The sequence below is a fragment of the Citrobacter sp. Cpo040 genome (genome assembly GCF_030332915.1).
Classification (GTDB): Bacteria; Pseudomonadota; Gammaproteobacteria; order Enterobacterales; family Enterobacteriaceae; genus Citrobacter; species Citrobacter portucalensis.
In genome coordinates, this window is sequence record NZ_JAOWGX010000035.1 from 263,630 (window position 1) to 281,056 (window position 17,427).

Annotated in this window: 16 protein-coding genes; 5 read left to right on the top strand and 11 right to left on the bottom strand. The window is 51.3% G+C overall.

The window, feature by feature from the left end; translation table 11 throughout:
- Positions 1-8 precede the first annotated feature (8 nt).
- Complete coding sequence (locus tag OGX86_RS14185) at positions 9-749, bottom strand: MipA/OmpV family protein (RefSeq protein ID WP_048215321.1); 741 nt, start codon at positions 747-749, stop codon at positions 9-11.
- A gap of 121 nt (positions 750-870) precedes the next feature.
- Here OGX86_RS14185 and OGX86_RS14190 point away from each other — a divergent pair, with 121 nt between their 5' ends.
- A complete protein-coding gene (locus OGX86_RS14190) occupies positions 871-1,821 on the top strand; it encodes a LysR family transcriptional regulator (RefSeq protein ID WP_128316439.1) in 951 nt (316 codons plus the stop codon).
- 16 nt (positions 1,822-1,837) lie between these two features.
- Here the strand turns inward: OGX86_RS14190 and OGX86_RS14195 are convergent, their stop codons facing one another.
- From OGX86_RS14195 to OGX86_RS14235, 9 genes are all read right to left on the bottom strand, one after another.
- Positions 1,838-2,974, bottom strand: coding sequence for an HlyD family secretion protein (locus tag OGX86_RS14195; protein ID WP_003827345.1), 1,137 nt, complete (start codon positions 2,972-2,974; stop codon positions 1,838-1,840).
- A 5-nt stretch (positions 2,975-2,979) separates the two neighbouring features.
- Positions 2,980-3,303, bottom strand: a complete 324-nt coding sequence (locus tag OGX86_RS14200; RefSeq protein ID WP_003024200.1) for a DUF3302 domain-containing protein — start codon at positions 3,301-3,303, stop codon at positions 2,980-2,982.
- A 250-nt stretch (positions 3,304-3,553) separates the two neighbouring features.
- Complete coding sequence (gene aldB, locus OGX86_RS14205; protein ID WP_048215318.1) at positions 3,554-5,092, bottom strand: aldehyde dehydrogenase AldB; 1,539 nt, start codon at positions 5,090-5,092, stop codon at positions 3,554-3,556.
- A 92-nt stretch (positions 5,093-5,184) separates the two neighbouring features.
- On the bottom strand, positions 5,185-6,336 hold the full coding sequence (gene yiaY / locus OGX86_RS14210) for an L-threonine dehydrogenase (protein WP_048227310.1): 1,152 nt from the start codon (positions 6,334-6,336) through the stop codon (positions 5,185-5,187).
- Between the two features lie 188 nt (positions 6,337-6,524).
- Complete coding sequence (gene selB / locus OGX86_RS14215) at positions 6,525-8,369, bottom strand: selenocysteine-specific translation elongation factor (RefSeq protein ID WP_048215316.1); 1,845 nt, start codon at positions 8,367-8,369, stop codon at positions 6,525-6,527.
- Positions 8,366-9,757 (bottom strand): L-seryl-tRNA(Sec) selenium transferase, encoded by a 1,392-nt coding sequence (selA, locus tag OGX86_RS14220; RefSeq protein ID WP_136391371.1) that lies wholly within the window; start codon positions 9,755-9,757, stop codon positions 8,366-8,368. Before selA ends, selB begins: the two co-directional genes overlap by 4 nt.
- A 98-nt stretch (positions 9,758-9,855) precedes the next feature.
- Positions 9,856-10,464 (bottom strand): glutathione S-transferase, encoded by a 609-nt coding sequence (locus tag OGX86_RS14225; RefSeq protein ID WP_008786453.1) that lies wholly within the window; start codon positions 10,462-10,464, stop codon positions 9,856-9,858.
- A gap of 97 nt (positions 10,465-10,561) precedes the next feature.
- Positions 10,562-11,698: an HlyD family secretion protein gene (locus OGX86_RS14230; RefSeq protein ID WP_286640226.1), complete on the bottom strand. Its 1,137-nt coding sequence runs from the start codon at positions 11,696-11,698 to the stop codon at positions 10,562-10,564.
- A 2-nt stretch (positions 11,699-11,700) separates the two neighbouring features.
- Positions 11,701-12,063, bottom strand: coding sequence for a DUF3302 domain-containing protein (locus tag OGX86_RS14235; RefSeq protein ID WP_003827338.1), 363 nt, complete (start codon positions 12,061-12,063; stop codon positions 11,701-11,703).
- Positions 12,064-12,594: 531 nt separating this feature from the next.
- On the opposite strand from OGX86_RS14235, the gene mtlA reads away from it, so the two are divergent.
- The 3 genes from mtlA to mtlR all read left to right on the top strand — a co-directional run bounded on the left by mtlA (position 12,595) and on the right by mtlR (position 16,467).
- On the top strand, positions 12,595-14,511 hold the full coding sequence (gene mtlA / locus OGX86_RS14240; protein WP_168978708.1) for a PTS mannitol transporter subunit IICBA: 1,917 nt from the start codon (positions 12,595-12,597) through the stop codon (positions 14,509-14,511).
- Between the two features lie 220 nt (positions 14,512-14,731).
- Positions 14,732-15,880 carry a mannitol-1-phosphate 5-dehydrogenase gene (mtlD, locus tag OGX86_RS14245; protein WP_048227314.1) on the top strand — a complete coding sequence of 383 codons (1,149 nt, stop codon included), beginning with the start codon at positions 14,732-14,734 and terminating at the stop codon, positions 15,878-15,880.
- On the top strand, positions 15,880-16,467 hold the full coding sequence (gene mtlR / locus OGX86_RS14250) for a mannitol operon repressor MtlR (protein ID WP_003024179.1): 588 nt from the start codon (positions 15,880-15,882) through the stop codon (positions 16,465-16,467). The genes mtlD and mtlR overlap by 1 nt, the downstream gene beginning before the upstream one ends.
- A 12-nt stretch (positions 16,468-16,479) precedes the next feature.
- Here the strand turns inward: mtlR and OGX86_RS14255 are convergent, their stop codons facing one another.
- The gene (locus tag OGX86_RS14255) at positions 16,480-16,686 is read right to left on the bottom strand and encodes a hypothetical protein (protein WP_032945348.1); all 207 of its coding nucleotides are present in this window, start codon (positions 16,684-16,686) and stop codon (positions 16,480-16,482) included.
- Positions 16,687-16,978: 292 nt separating this feature from the next.
- Between OGX86_RS14255 and OGX86_RS14260 the strand changes: the two genes are divergently transcribed.
- Positions 16,979-17,341: a YibL family ribosome-associated protein gene (locus OGX86_RS14260; protein WP_008786458.1), complete on the top strand. Its 363-nt coding sequence runs from the start codon at positions 16,979-16,981 to the stop codon at positions 17,339-17,341.
- The last annotated feature ends 86 nt before the right edge of the window (positions 17,342-17,427 follow it).

Consider the following 17,427-nt stretch of genomic DNA (forward strand, 5'->3'; position numbering starts at 1 on the left):
GGTGAGAATCAGAAACGCCAGGTCAGACCGGACATAAAGGTGAAGCTGTCATCACGATCAACCATCGGACTATTTTTAATGTCATCCGGCAGTGCGCTATAGTTGGCGCTTGCCAGCAGCGTCAGGTTAGTGGTTAATGCGTATTTAGCGGACAGGCCAACATACGGTGTCCAGCTATCGCCTGGGGAATAGCTTGATAAACCACTACGACGGGACTCATTACCCGAAATGCCGTAGTAGTATTCATTGAATTTTTCGTCATAGTAGAGCACGCCAATTGATGGCGTCAGCGTCAGCTTGCCCATTGGCATTGGACGGAACAGTGAAACTTCCCCTACCCAGCCATTACTGTTGTCCAGCACATCCGCAGCGGCGGAGACTTTCACGCTACCCCATCTTTCATGGTGATACCACGCGGCACCCGCCATTGCAGTTGCGTCACGCTTATCCAGCGTTTTCATCGCGTGATCGTCATTGTCGCCGGGATCAAACTCCAGCGGCATATAAGAGGCAGTAATACTAAATTCATTACTTTCACTCTTAGACAAAATATAACCTAGCGTTGTTTGCCTAAAATAAAATGATTCACTTTCATAACTGACAAGCGGTACTGCGTGAACATTATCATTATACCCGCGATAAGGTGATTCATTATATACAGCGCCAGCGCCAATAGAAAATTCTGCGGCAGTTGCACTCGCCATAAAAGAAAAGGCGAGCAGCGCCACAATATTGCGTTTAATTAACATGCCAACATTCCATTTTAAAATAAGCTACAAAGCGGGTGCATAATAATGCTTACAATTTCATCGGTGCAAGGTTCTTATTTATATAGTAATATATATAAAATTATATATATTGGGCTTGGCGATGAATAAATTACAACTTAAACACCGGGAACTGAAGATTATTTCGGTAATTGCTGCCAGTGAAAATATCAGCCATGCCGCTACTGTTCTCGGCATTGCTCAGGCCAACGTAAGTAAGTATCTTGCTGATTTTGAATCAAAAGTGGGGCTAAAGGTATTTGACCGCACCACCCGACAACTGACCCTCACGCCGTTTGGTATTGCGTTACTTCCTTACATCAATGACATGTTAGACAGAAATGAGCAGTTAAATAATTTCATTGCTGATTATAAGCACGAGAAACGTGGCAAAGTAACGGTATATGCACCAACCGGAATTATTGCTTACTTATCGCAACATGTTATTGCAAAAATAATGGATATTGGCGATATCAGTCTGGTGCTAAAAACCTATAACCTGGATCGCAAAGCATTTTATGAAGGCGTCGACTTTCCTGACGATTGTGATATTTTACTTTCCTATGCTCATCCTAAAGATGAATCACTGGTCGCCAGTTTCATCACTAAATATGCGGTTATTGCTTTTGCCAGTCGGGAATATCTCACCAAGAATCCTATTAGTAGTCCTGATGAATTAGTCAACCATTCCTGCATTCTAATTGATTCTATGATGATTGATGATGCCAACATTTGGCGATTCAATTCTGCTGAAGACAAAAAGATGCGTGACTATCGTGTGACGGGAAATTACATCTGCGACAATACACAATCCGCACTGGCGCTGGCACGTAATCATTTGGGGATTGTTTTTGCGCCAAATGAAAGTGTGCAAAGAGATTGTCGTTCCGAGATGCTGGTCCCGTGTTTTTCGGAGCAACATGAATGGTGGTTGGATTTAGTGGCGATTTTCCGCAAGCGTGAATACCAGCCCTGGCGAGTGCAGTATATTCTCGATGCAATGCTCGCGGAGATACGTCAGCAGCTTGCTCAGGCGATACGACAGCCTGAGTAAGCGAAATAGCCTGCGCTTAGTGGTCGAGATACAGGTAATGCACCCAACTGGTCATCCGCAGCAACACCTTGCGCATGACCGACACATGTTCGAAATGGTCAGAGTAAACGGCAACCTGGGCGTAAATCCCATCAGGTAATGCGTTCACATCCGCATTGTCGTTCAGCTCAATCGTGGCGATTACCCCTTCCGAACCGGGCGTAGAGTTTAAAGATTGCAGTGCCCCGTTCGACTGGTATGTACCACCCGGTACTGCCGGACTAATGGCGGCCAGTTTACCGCTAAACACCTTACCCGGCAGGGCATTAAACACCACTTCCGCTTCATCGCCTGGTTCCAGTCGCAACAACGAGTTTTGACGGAACTGGGCGATAATTTGTCGTTTCTGATCCGGGATGAATACCATGACCGGGCGCATCGGCAGCGCGGCGGCATAGGTTCCTGGGCGCATCAGCACCTGAGTGACGTAACCATCGCTGGGCGCGCGAACCACGGTCTGGTCCAGGTTGAACTCTGCTTCCGCTAGCTGTGCTTTCAGGCTGGCAATTTGCGAATTCTCACCCAGTACCAGGCTGTCCAACTGGCTCTGAATTTGCTGTTGTTCTGCAACGGAGGATTTCACCGAAGCTTCCTGCGCCAGGTAGTTTTGGCGCGCCGCGTCGATATCGCGTTCAGAAAAAGGATTCACCTTCGCCTGACTCCCCTGCGCATAGCGCTGGTAATCTTTTGCCAGTTTGTCACGCGTGGCCTTTGCCCGCTGCGTGTTGGCTTTCATTTCGTCTAACTGCGCAACCAGAGCCTGCTCTTTATGCTGTGCGGTGACAATATCAGCCTTCAGGCGATCGACCCGCGCCTGATAACGCCCTGGATTAAGCTTAAACAGAACCTCGCCTTTTTTGATTAGCGTATTCTTCTTATCCGTCACTTCTGTCACTACACCCGTTACCTGCGGCACCACGGGAATAGAAATTACCGCTTTTTGTGCCTTAAATGTATACGGATGGTTATAATTCATCAGTAATATAAGTCCGCAAACAATGAATATACCGCCTAATGCCGCGGTAGGAACTGTCCATTTATTTACAGGAATTTTAAAAATTTTAAATATTGACCATGCACACGCCACATAGGTCAGAACAATCAGTAAATCCATCGATATTACTCCGCCGGAGAGGTCTTGGCCTCACCCAGTTTCTTTTCCAGATCCGCAACCCTTGCCTGAAGCTGGATCAGGGAAGAATCCGCGCTCTGCATGCCCCACCCGCGTTCCGGGCGATAAAGCGTTGCCCAGATCCATAAAAAGGGCCAAATAACATGTAAGGTAAACAAACTAACCCAACCCGCAACATGTATTGCGTCGGCATGAGGATGGTTACGTTTCTTTGCAATTAGATAGGGAATATCATGCAGAATAATAATCCCGTAAAAAATGACCAGGAATACAAAAATAAGCACTCCTAATGCAAAATAATTAAGGAACATATTTGCCTCAGGGATTTAAATTAAGAAATTCGGATGCAATTTGATTTAAACAATAGAGTTGATAATAGTATTGGAATGACCAGATTGGATGCAATTATCTTATTTATATAACGATATATGGGTTTATATATACCCGTCGTCTTTTGAGCTGCTTCTTTGTTGGCTGCGTTCGTTCACCCCAGCCACTTACCTGAGGACATAACTTGATGCCCGGTACGCTAAACGCGACCGGGCAGTAGGTGACGTGAAATTAAAACAGCCCCAGTGGTTTATCAGAGTAGCTCACTAACAGGCATTTGGTTTGCTGATAATGCTCAAGCATCATCTTATGCGTCTCGCGCCCGATACCCGACTGCTTGTAGCCGCCGAACGCCGCATGTGCCGGGTAAGCATGGTAACAGTTGGTCCAAACTCGCCCCGCCTGAATCCCACGTCCCATTTTGTACGCCAGATTTCCGTTACGACTCCAGACGCCAGCGCCAAGCCCATATTGGGTGTCATTAGCGATTTCCAGCGCCTCTTCCATGGTTTTAAACGTCGTGACAGCCAGCACCGGCCCGAAGATCTCCTCCTGGAAAACCCGCATGTTGTTCTTACCAAACAGAATGGTCGGTTCGAGGTAGTACCCCTCTTTTAACTCGCCATCCAGCTGTTTGCGCCGCCCGCCGGTGAGAACATCTGCCCCTTCTTTTTTACCAATGTCGATGTAATTCAGAATGGTTTCCAGTTGACCATGCGACACCTGCGCGCCCATTTGCGTCACGCTGTCTAACGGGTTGCCGCTACGGATACTTTCCACCCGACGAATAGCTCTTTCCATAAAACGTTCGTAAATGGATTCTTGTACCAGCGCACGACTCGGGCAGGTACATACTTCGCCCTGGTTGAAGGCAAACAATGCAAAACCTTCCAGCGCTTTGTCAAAGAACGCATCTTCTTCATCCATCACGTCCGCGAAGAAGATATTGGGGGATTTCCCGCCCAGCTCCAGCGTAACAGGGATAATGTTCTGCGTGGCGTACTGCATGATCTGCTGCCCAACTTCCGTTGAGCCGGTAAACGCCACTTTTGCAATGCGTTTTGACGTCGCCAGATACTCACCGATTTCCCCACCCGCGCCGTTTACCACGTTCACCACGCCAGGCGGGAGCAGATCGCCGACAACTTCCATCAGCAACAACACGGACAGCGGCGTCAGGCGCGCAGGTTTAAGCACGACACAGTTACCGGCAGCCAGGGCAGGCGCCATCTTCCAGCTGGCCATCAACAGCGGGAAGTTCCACGGGATAATTTGCCCCACCACGCCAAGAGGTTCATGGAAGTGATACGCCACGGTATCGCTATCAACTTCGCTTATTCCCCCTTCCTGTGCACGAATACAGGACGCGAAATAGCGGAAATGGTCAATCGCCAGCGGCACATCTGCCGCGCTGGTTTCACGGATGGGTTTACCGTTATCCCAGGTTTCAGCCGTCGCCAGCAGCTCCAGATTTTGCTCCATACGATCGGCAATTTTGAACAAAATCGCCGCCCTGTCCTGCACGGAAGTCTGCGCCCATTTATCTTTTGCTTTGTGCGCGGCATCCAGTGCCAAATCGATGTCCTTTTTGCCGGAAGAGGCCACTTCGCACAGTAATTGCCCGGTTACCGGCGTCAGGTTTTGGTAATACTCACCGTCCACCGGTGCGACCCAGTCACCGCCGATAAAGTTATCGTATCGGGCTTTTAACTTCAGAGGGTAACCATACTCGCCGGGATAAATACGCGTTGAAGGGGGGTTATTGGTCATGACCGTCTCCTTGCTGTAGGGGTACTACAAGGGTAGACGGGACTGGCGAATTATTCGCCAGCCTTTTACTGCTTTACGACAGGTATCACGAATTACATGGCAGCACGATAAATCGCCATAATTTCTTCATGTGTCGCCTGAATCGGGTTAGTGAAACCACAGGCATCTTTCAGGGCATTAGTCGCCAGAACGGCAAAATCTTCTTCTTTCACGTTCAGCTCACGCAGCCCAGCCGGAATATTCACTTTCTGCGCCAGTTCGCGGATCGCCGCGATACAGGCTTCCGCCCCTTGCTCTGCACTCAGTCCAGCAACGTTAACGCCCATCGCAGCCGCGCAATCACGCAGACGAGCGGCAGCAACTTTGCTGTTGAAAACCTGCACATGCGGCAGCAGCACTGCGTTACATACACCGTGTGGCAGATCGTAGAAGCCACCCAACTGGTGCGCCATGGCGTGCACGTAACCCAAAGAGGCGTTGTTAAATGCCATACCTGCAAGGAACTGCGCATAAGCCATGGCTTCACGCGCCTGAACATTGCTGCCATCTTCCACGGCGACTGGCAGGTTTTCCGCAATCATGGTGACCGCTTTCAGCGCACACGCATCGGTAATGGGGGTCGCAGCAATAGAAACATAGGCTTCGATAGCGTGAGTCAGCGCATCCATACCGGTGGCCGCCGTCAGAGACTTCGGCATACCGACCATCAGCGAGGAGTCATTGACGGACAGCAGCGGTGTAACATGCTTATCCACAATCGCCATTTTAATGTGGCGTACTTCATCAGTGATGATGCAGAAGCGGGTCATTTCAGATGCCGTACCCGCCGTGGTGTTGATGGCGATCATCGGCAGCTGCGGTTTTGCAGAGCGGTCTACACCTTCGTAGTCACGAATATCGCCACCATTAGCCGCCACCAGCGCAATGCCCTTCGCACAATCGTGAGGAGAGCCGCCGCCGAGAGAAATAACGCTATCACAGTCATTTTCTTTCAGCATTTTCAGGCCAGCAGCAACGTTACTGGTCGTGGGGTTAGGATGCGTACCATCGTAAATTACGCTGGAAATATCATGTTCCTGTAGCGCTTTTTGAATATCGCCAGCCATACCTAATTTCGTCAGCATGGCATCCGTAACAATCAGCGTACGGCGAAAACCATATTCCGCCATTGTATTCATTGCGTCTTTTAATGCGTCAGCGCCGATTACATTCACGGAAGGAATAAAAAATGTTGAAGCAGCCATTGTACGATCCTTAATTACTCTAAAGAGTCAGGAAGCATACGAGTGAAATTTCCAACAAAATATGATCGTGGTTGTTATTTTAATAACACTTACAATTAAAAAGCACATTAGGTTCATAATCTAATGTGCTTATTTCAATCAACATCTATTTTGTATTAATTCATTTAATCCATGAATTAATTGTTTCATTATTTTTCAGGGAACAGCAAGGCATCGCGTAATAAATGATCATTTCCCCGACGGCGAGTAAAACCAATGCGGTCAAAATATTCCAGAATTTGGATAGCCAATTTGCGCCCAACGTTAAGCCTGTCGCGAAAATCGGCGGCACATGTCGATCCCCTTTCCTGATCCAGTTCGCGGATCATATTGGCAAAGGCCACAATCCGATCGTTACGGTAATAACGATCTTTCACGATCGCGGTAATGATACCTTGCTGTGCCGCTTGTCGTAACGCCACACGCATCATCTGCTCATCCGTTCCCGTCTGTTTTGCCAAATCGCGCACCCACCACGGCTCATCGCCAAAAAGTGGTTCTACTTTTTGCCAGATTGCCAACTGCTCATCGCTGAAACCCGCCTTATGTTCCGGCAAATGCAACCAGCCATGATGGCTATGAATAGCGCCACTCTCGCGCATCTTTTCAATTAGCAGCAATACCAGCGCTTCGTCTTCCATCGGCAAAGCCATACGGCGCAGGCGCTCGCGCCCGGGTCCTGGTTCATCACGGTGCTGCTCATGGTAGGTCGCCAGCGTATCGAGAACTTTTCGCTGCCAACGCGCGGCAACGGGGGCATTCAACAGACTGTATCCCGCCTGAATAAAACCATGTTGCTCAATCAACGGGCGCATCCCGTTGCCGTTGAGCTGACGCGCCCATGCGAAATCAGGAATATTCACCGCCCCACGCGTCAAATGCAGCGCCAGGGCGTCGCCGTCGTTCTGCACATTTTCCAGCGCCGACAACCACTGCAAATATTCCGGCTTACGCTTTCCGCGTCGCGGCGGATTAAGCGTCACAACACGTGCACCTGCCAGCGTTGTACGGGCAGAAATATCACGCAGCACCAGACGGTCGTTATCGGCAAGCCAGAGTGGTGTATCAAACACCAGTTCAGCTAGTGTCCCTTCAAGCAGAGAGATACGCCCGGTAACATGGCTAGCCGCGTGGTGAATATGCAACGGTTGCCACTGCATCAGCGGCGCGGCATGTTCTAAAGAAACAATCACGCGGGTAAAAGCCTCTGGCGGCGCATCAGAAAGCAGCCAATCACCGCGGTTTAGTTCTTCTTTTTGCGCATCACCGGCAATATTCAGCGCAATACGTTGTCCCGCTTGCGCGCGGTCGGTGGCCTGATTTTGTGCATGCAGGCTACGTACGCGCATCGGTTTGTTGACGCCCGTGAGCCACAGCGTGTCACCGACATTCACTTCACCGCTGAGCGCCGTCCCGGTCACCACCAGCCCTGCGCCTTTGACCGTAAAGGCGCGGTCAATCGCCAGGCGGAAGCTGTGATCGCGGGCATGCTCGCGCGACGTTAATTGCAACAAATGGTCACGCAGTTCCTCTATGCCACGGCCTTCATTGGCCGCAGTGACGAAAAGCACCGACTCCGCGAAACCATAATTCCCCAGCGTGGCCTGAATCTCCGCACGTACCTCTTCAATTCTTGCTTCGTCTACGCGGTCGGCTTTCGTGAGTGCCACGGTGATCTGCGGATTGCCCGTCAGCTGCAGAATTTGCAAATGCTCACGGGTTTGCGCCATTACGCCATCATCACACGCCACCACCAGCAACGCGTGATCGATGCCGCCGACCCCCGCCAGCATGTTGGACAGAAACTTTTCGTGTCCAGGAACGTCGATAAACCCCAGCACCCGCCCATCCGGCTGCGGCCAGTAGGCATAGCCGAGATCGATGGTCATGCCGCGCTTTTTTTCTTCCGGCAGACGGTCGGCATTCACACCGGTAATCGCCTGTAATAACGTTGTTTTTCCGTGGTCAACGTGTCCGGCGGTTGCAATAATCATTTCAGCATCATCTCCATAAACCGGGTCTCGTCTTCAAGGCAGCGCAGATCCAGCCATAAGCGGCCATCATAAATTCGCCCAATAACCGGCACGGGCAGCGTACGCCAACGGGCTGCCAACGCTTCGAGGCGGCTCCCGCGCCCGTCATGTGGGGTAAAGGTTAGCGCCGCGCTGGGCAGCCTATCAACAGGTAGTGAGCCGCTGCCAATCTGCGACAGGCAGGGCATCACATTCAGGGCGAACTCATCACCATAATGCTCTGCAAGCTGTGCCTGTAATTGCTGTGCCTGCGCGTGGATCGCTTCTTGTGAGCGGGTGAGCTGGCGCAACGTCGGCAACTTCTCCGCCAGAGCTTCCGGGTGCAGATAGAGCCGTAGCGTCGCTTCCAGCGCAGCCAGTGTCATTTTATCTGCCCGTAATGCGCGTTTCAGCGGATGGCTCTGCAAACGAGCGATCATCTCTTTTTTACCGACAATTATCCCAGCCTGCGGCCCGCCCAGCAGTTTATCGCCGGAGAAACTCACCAGACTGACGCCAGCAGCAATCAGTTGCTGCGGCATCGGCTCCTGCGGCAAACCATACAGACTGAGATCGACCAGCGAACCACTGCCCAGATCCGCCACCACCGGTACATCCAGCTCCTGGCCAATTACGGCCAGCTCCGCCTCATCCACCGACTTTGTGAAGCCTTCAATGCTGTAATTACTGGTATGCACTTTCATCAGCAGACCGGTGTTTTCATTCACCGCCTGGCGGTAATCTTTCGCATGGGTCCGGTTGGTGGTCCCCACCTCGCGTAGAATGCATCCGGCCTGACACATGACGTCCGGAATACGAAACGCGCCGCCTATTTCCACCAGCTCGCCGCGAGACACAACCACCTCTTTGCCGTTCGCCGTGGCGGCCAGCATCAGCAGAACAGCTGCCGCATTGTTATTGACGATACAGGCGTCTTCCGCCCCCGTCAGACGGCAGAGTAAATCCGCCAACGCCCGATCCCGATGTCCCCGCCCGGCATCATCCAGACTGTATTCCAGCGTCACCGGCGTGCGCATCGCCTGTACCACCGCTTCAATTGCTTCTTCGGCCTGCGACGCGCGCCCAAGGTTGGTATGCAGCACCGTTCCGGTCAGGTTAATCACCGGGCGTAGCGCACTTTGCGATTCTCGTTCCAGCCGGGCGCTGGCTTCTTGCGCCCAGTCCTCACACCATGCCGGGAGCGCGTGCGTGTCGCGAATAGCTTCTCTGGCTTCATCGAGCATGTGACGCAGCAGGTCAACCACCCGGGTATGGCCGTGAGATTCACGTAGGGCTGGGAAGGCGCTATCGCGCAATAAACGATCGATAGCAGGAAGCTGGCTGTAGAGTGAACGCATGTCGGTTGTCATGAAAGGGCCTGGCTGTTGGTGGCCCTCTCCACCGTGGAGAGGGATATCGATATAGGAAGGATTGTACCGTGACTTTGCTCAGGCGGACATAATACGCATCAAGCCTTTGGCGGTTCTGTACGGGCAAAACTCTCGCGTTGAAAGAGCGTTTCCACCAGTTTGACCAGACGGGGGCGATCAACACACCAGCCGGGCGCAACCCGACGGAAATTGAGATAACCGACGGCGCAGGCAATCGCAATGGTTGCCAGGTTAACCGTATCCGTTTTCAGCGTACCATCCGCCAGATAGCCTTCCAGCACATCCAGACTACGGGTGATCTTCTCACGCTGACGTAACAATTCAGTTTCTGACTGCTGCGCGGCAGGGCGAGCCTGTTCGCGCACCGAAACTAAACCGGCATCCATAATGCCGTCTGCCAACGCTTCCAACTGGCGTACCTTCAGCGCGGCCAGCGGATCACGCGGCAGCATGGCTGGTGCAATATCCAGTAGCTCTATATATTCCGCGATGATAGGAGAATCAAACCAATACTCGCCCGCATCGGTGACCAACGCGGGTACTTTACCTAACGGGTTATAGCGCGCCACGCCGCTATCCGCGTTATAGGGGAGTTCATTCACAAATTCGAAGGTGATGCCCTTTTCCAGTAACAGAATAGAAATTTTACGCACAAAAGGGCTGGTATAGCTGCCAATGAGTTTCATGCCGGGTCCTTTTTGCCAACAAAAAAGCGGTGCCCAACGATAGTGGGACACCGCTTAGTATGGCTCAGGTCACTGAAAATGGCAGGTGATGGCAGTCTCAATGATCCAAATAAAGGTAATGCATCCAGCTGGTCATGCGCAGCAGCACTTTACGCATCACCGACACGTGGGCGAAATGGTCGGAATAGACCGCCACCTGGGCATAGATACCGTCCGGCAGCGCCTCCACATCGGCATTCGGATCCAGTTCAATGGTTGCCAATACGCCATCGGTCCCCGGCACCACCGTTAAGGACTGTAATGCCCCCTGCGCCTGATAAGAACCTCCCGGCACAACGGGAAGGATACTGGTTAGTTTGCCGCTGAACACCTGGCCTGGCAGCGCGTTGAATACCACTTCGGCTTCATCGCCCGGCTCAAGACGCAGCAGTGAGTTCTGGCGAAATTGCGCCACGATTAGCCGTTTTTGTTCAGGAATAAATACCATAACTGGTCGCAGAGGCAACGCGGCGGCGTAAGTCCCCGGGCGAATGAGCACCTGCGTCACGTAACCGTTGCTGGGCGCACGCACAACGGTCTGCTCAAGATTATAGTTGGCTTCGGCAAGCTGGGCGCGCAGGGAGGCGACCTGGGATTGCTCACCGTTGACCATACTGTCTAACTGGCTCTGAATCTGCGTCTGTTCCGCTACTGAGCCTTTCACCAGCGCATCCTGAGCCAGATAGTTTTGCCGGGCGTTATCGATATCGCTTTCAGAGAACGGGTTAACCTTCGCCTGACTGCCTTTCAAATAGCGTTGATAATCTTTATACAGGCGGTCACGTTCCGCAGACACGCGGGTGGTATTGGCGACCGCTTCCGACAACTGTGCTTTCAGGTTGTCGATGTTGTGCGTAGCGGTAACCAGATCAGCCTGCAGCCTGTCGACACGCGCCTGATACCGTACCGGATCGAGCTTAAACAGCACATCACCTTTTTTAATTAGCTGATTATTTTTATCCGTTACCTCACTAACAATTCCTGTGACTTGCGGAGTGACCGGAATTGAAATAACCGCTTTTTGCGCCGTAAAGGTATACGGGTGGTTATAGTTCATTAATAAAATCAATCCCGCAACAATGAACACCCCACCTAATGCAGCGGTAGCAAGCGTCCATTGGTTTACCGGAATACGGAATATTTTAAAGATGGCCCAGGCAAAGGCCACATAGGTCAGGACTATCAACAAATCCATGATTAAATCTCCGGAAAGGTGGAGTTATCGGTTTTTTTCTCCCCATCCAGTCTTTTTTCCAACTGGGTGATTCGCGCTGCCAGCGCGGCAATCTCAGGGTCTGACTCCTTTCCGGTCGGTGTGATGTGTGACTGCATTCCCCATCCCTTTTCAGGCTGGTAGAGCGTGGCCCAGATCCACAGGAACGGCCAAATAACATGAAGAGTGAACAAGCTCACCCATCCTGCAGTATGGATGGCATCGGCATGGGGATGGTTGCGCTTCTTAGCCATGTTATAGGGGATATCGTGGATGGCGATGATTCCATAAAACAGAACCAGAAATACGAAAATCAGCACGCCCAACGCGAAATAATTTAGAAACATACCTGCCTCGAATTCACGCTAATTAGAGTTTTTTTATGCCGGCAGCCGTATGCACCCTGGCTGATGTTTTGAACATAACTGGAGTTAAGGGTTTTTGCCATACCACAAAATAAATATTTTTTCTGGTGAGAAATTGCTTTGTTTTGCAATAAAAAATGTCGGGGGTAGAACCTGCCGCAGATCACATCTGATAAATTTCAGATGAAAATACTTTGCGATTCACATCACAAAAATCCAACAAACAAGGAAAGCAAAAATGTGAATCACTTCACATTTAATCCTCATTTTCAGCGAAATATTGCGCTGCGATGTTTTTTTGTACCGGTATTTTGTGATGAAAATCACATTAACCAACGCCATACACCCTATATTTACGTGACGAATGTCACATAAAAGGCCGTCGACTGGACAGTTGAACGATTCAGTGCCAGATTTCGCAGTATCTACAGGGTCCGGCTACCTCCTGCCGCTACATTAACAAACCTCGGGCTTTCAGCCTGCGTGATAGCAAACATAAGAAGGGGTGTTTTTATGTCATCCGATATTAAGATCAAGGTGCAAAGCTTTGGTCGATTCCTCAGCAACATGGTGATGCCAAATATCGGCGCGTTTATCGCGTGGGGTATTATCACCGCATTATTCATTCCGACAGGGTGGTTGCCGAACGAAACGCTGGCGAAGCTGGTCGGCCCGATGATCACCTATCTGCTGCCGCTACTGATCGGTTATACCGGTGGTAAACTGGTTGGCGGCGAGCGTGGCGGCGTAGTCGGTGCAATCACCACCATGGGCGTTATCGTCGGTGCGGACATGCCAATGTTCCTCGGCGCGATGATTGCAGGTCCACTGGGCGGCTGGGCGATCAAACACTTCGACAACTGGGTAGACGGTAAGATCAAATCCGGTTTTGAGATGCTGGTGAATAACTTCTCCGCTGGCATCATCGGTATGATCCTCGCCATTCTGGCATTCCTTGGCATTGGTCCATTGGTTGAAGCACTGTCCAAAATTCTGGCGGCAGGCGTTAACTTCATGGTTGTCCATGACATGCTGCCGCTGGCGTCTATCTTCGTTGAACCGGCGAAAATCCTGTTCCTCAACAACGCCATCAACCACGGTATTTTCTCACCGCTGGGTATTCAGCAGTCCCATGAGATGGGCAAATCCATCTTCTTCTTGATTGAAGCTAACCCAGGTCCGGGTATGGGCGTGCTGCTGGCGTACATGTTCTTCGGTCGCGGCAGCGCTAAGCAGTCTGCGGGCGGCGCGGCTATCATACACTTCCTGGGTGGTATCCACGAAATTTACTTCCCGTACGTTCTGATGAACCCGCGTCTGATCCTGGCCGTTATCCTCGGCGGTATGACTGGCGTATTTACCCTGACTATCCTGAACGGCGGTCTGGTTTCTCCGGCGTCTCCGGGTTCTATCCTGGCCGTGCTGGCAATGACACCGAAGGGCGCATACTTCGCTAACATCGCTGCTATCTGTGCTGCTATGGCAGTCTCCTTTGTGGTCTCAGCCATTCTGCTGAAAACCAGCAAAGTGAAAGAAGATGATGACATTGATGCCGCAACCCGTCGTATGAACGACATGAAAGCGGAATCCAAAGGCGCATCTCCGCTGGCAGCTGGCGACGTGACCAGCGACCTGAGCCATGTGCGTAAAATCATCGTTGCCTGCGATGCCGGTATGGGTTCCAGCGCCATGGGTGCGGGCGTACTGCGTAAGAAAGTGCAGGATGCCGGTCTTTCTCAGATTTCCGTCACTAACAGCGCGATTAACAATCTGCCGCCGGATGTGGACCTGGTCATTACCCACCGTGACCTGACCGAACGCGCGATGCGCCAGGTGCCTCAGGCACAGCACATTTCGCTGACCAACTTCCTCGACAGCGGCCTGTACTCCAGCCTGACCGAACGTCTGGTTGCAGCACAGCGCCACAACGTGAACGAGGAGAAAGTTCGCGACCACCTGAAAGACAGCTTTGAAGAGGGTGATACCCACCTGTTCAAACTGGGTGCGGAGAACATCTTCCTTGGCCGTAAAGCGGCTAACAAAGAAGAAGCGATTCGCTTTGCTGGTGAGCAACTGGTGAAAGGTGGCTACGTTGAGCCAGAATACGTTGAGGCGATGCTGGACCGCGAAAAACTGACCCCGACTTACCTGGGTGAGTCCATCGCAGTACCGCACGGTACGGTTGAAGCCAAAGACCGCGTGCTGAAAACCGGTGTGGTGTTCTGCCAGTACCCGGAAGGCGTTCGCTTCGGTGAAGAAGAAGACGATATTGCCCGTCTGGTTATTGGTATCGCAGCGCGTAACAACGAGCACATCCAGGTGATTACCAGCCTGACCAACGCTCTGGATGATGAATCCGTGATCGAACGTCTGGCCCATACCACCAGCGTGGATGAAGTTCTGGAACTGCTGGCAGGTAAAAAAGCTTAACAGTTAAGTATCCCCAAAATAGTTCGAGCTGCAGGAAGGCGGCAACGCAGTGAATCCCCAGGAGCGTACATAAGTACGTGACTGGGGTGAGCGAGGAGAGCCAACGCATCTGCAGTTCGAAATATGAAGGCGATATCCTCTCCCTTGTGGAGAGGGTTAGGTTGAGGGAAAAGCCTCACCCCAGCCCTCTTGGGTAAAAACATTAATGAAGGTTAATACTATGAAAGCATTACATTTTGGCGCAGGTAATATCGGTCGTGGCTTTATCGGCAAACTGCTGGCGGACGCGGGGATACAGCTGACGTTCGCGGATGTAAATCAGGTCGTGCTCGATGCCCTGAATGCCCGTCATAGCTATCAGGTTCATGTCGTGGGTGAAAACGAGCAGATTGATACCGTCTCTGGCGTCAACGCCGTGAGCAGCATCGGCGATGATGTTGTTGAACTGATTGCCCACGTAGATTTAGTCACTACCGCCGTCGGTCCGGTTGTGCTTGAGCGTATCGCTCCAGCCATCGCCAAAGGACTGGTTAAACGCAAGGCGCAGGGCATCGCTACTCCGCTAAATATCATCGCTTGTGAAAACATGGTGCGCGGAACGACCCAGTTGAAAGGCCATGTAATGAACGCGTTAGCAGATGAAGATAAAGCCTGGGTTGAAGAACATGTTGGCTTTGTCGATTCTGCCGTGGACCGCATTGTTCCGCCTTCGGCTTCAGCAACCAACGATCCGCTGGAAGTTACCGTCGAAACCTTCAGTGAGTGGATTGTCGACAAAACACAGTTCAAAGGTGAACTGCCAAACATCCCAGGAATGGAATTAACTGATAACCTGATGGCATTTGTCGAACGTAAACTCTTCACGCTGAACACCGGGCATGCTATAACCGCGTACCTCGGAAAATTGACCGGTCATCAAACCATCCGTGACGCGATTCTCGACGAGAAAATCCGCGCAGTGGTAAAAGGTGCGATGGAAGAGAGCGGCGCGGTACTGATCAAACGCTATGGCTTTGATGCAGCAAAACATGCGGCATACATTCAGAAAATCCTCGGTCGTTTTGAAAACCCGTATCTGAAAGATGACGTTGAGCGCGTGGGTCGTCAGCCGCTGCGTAAACTTAGCGCAGGCGACCGCCTGATTAAACCACTGCTGGGTACGCTGGAGTATGGTCTGCCGCACGCCAATCTGGTCACCGGTATTGCCGCTGCAATGCACTATCGCAGTGAGGAAGATCCGCAGGCACAGGAACTGGCCGCGCTGATCGACGAAAAAGGTCCGCAGGCCGCGCTGGCGCAGGTATCCGGTCTGGATGCCAATAGTGATGTCGTGCTTGAGGCTGTTAACGCGTATAACGCAAAGAAATGATGCAGGACCTGGCGCAGGATATCCTGCGCCTGAATAATAGATTGTCAGATATGCAGGCAATAATGGAACAAACGCAGGCCTTTGAAAATCGTGTGCTTGAGCGTCTGAATGCTGGCAAAACCGTACGCAGCTTCCTCATCACCGCCGTAGAACTGCTCACCGAGGCGGTGAATATCCTTGTGCTTCAGGTATTTCGCAAAGACGACTATGCGGTGAAATACGCCGTAGAACCGCTGCTCGACGGCGATGGTCCGTTGGGCGATCTTTCTGTTCGTCTGAAGTTAATCTACGGCCTGGGCGTACTCAGTCGCCCGGAGTATGAAGATGCGGAGCTGCTGATGGCGCTGCGGGAGGAGCTGAATCACGACGGCAACGAATACGCATTCACCGACGACGAAATTCTTGGACCGTTTGGTGAACTTCACTGCGTGACGGCACTCCCGCCGCCACCCCAGTTTGATACCTCAGACTCTGGTTTGCATGCCATGCAGATCCAGCGTTACCAGCAGATGGTACGATCCACCATGGTCCTTTCCCTGACCGAGCTGATTTCTAAAATCAGCTTAAAAAAAGCCTTTCAAAAATAAGACGATGTTTGCTTATTTCTCTTCCTGCTGCGGTCGATACAGCTGCCGATAGTACGCCAGACGTTGCAGATACAGCTGCGCGTTTTCCTGCGGTATTTCTGAAGGGACAACGTTGCGCGGCGGTGTTTTATTCAAATATTCGCGAAAAGCCTGGCTTGAAGCCATAAAATCGACAGTTTTATCAATCAGGATTGAAACGTTCTCACCTATTTTCGCCATAATCTTCCCTCCTCCATGTATTAACCGCGCTCAGCCTGTGCGGTTGATCATTTAAGTTTAGGATCAGTTGGGTGTTTATATTGAGGAAAACGTGCTTCATCGCAAACACGTCAATAAAAAGCATCATGACCGATCTTATTGCTTAAAATTCCTTGTTAATCAATGTATTAACATTATCATTAGCTAATTAATACTTACGGTATTTGATTATTTATCTTCGAGCAGTTGTGAATAATCCCGCTCTGCGCGCATACTATAGGGCATTCATCCTATTTTTATCAGAAGCTATCCTATGAAAGAAGTCGAAAAAAACGAAATTAAACGCCTGAGCGATCGTCTGGACGCTATTCGCCACCAGCAGGCAGACCTGTCCCTGGTTGAAGCCGCCGACAAATACGCCGAGCTGGAAAAAGAGAAAGAAACTCTGGAAGCCGAGATCGCACGCCTGCGTGAAGTTCACGGCCAGAAGCTGAGTAAAGAAGCGCAAAAGCTGACAAAACTTCCGTTCCGTCGGGCCATCACCAAAAAAGAGCAGGCTGACATGGGCAAACTGAAGAAAAGCGTGCGCGGCCTGATCGTCGTCCACCCGATGACCGAGCTTGGCCGTGAAATGGGCCTGAAAGAGATGACGGGCTTCGCGAAGAGCGAGTTCTAATCTCCCACCGGGCAACATCCGCTTGCCCGGTCCTTCATTTCCCCTCTCAATTGGCCCTACCAATTTTAGCCAGATTATACCAACAC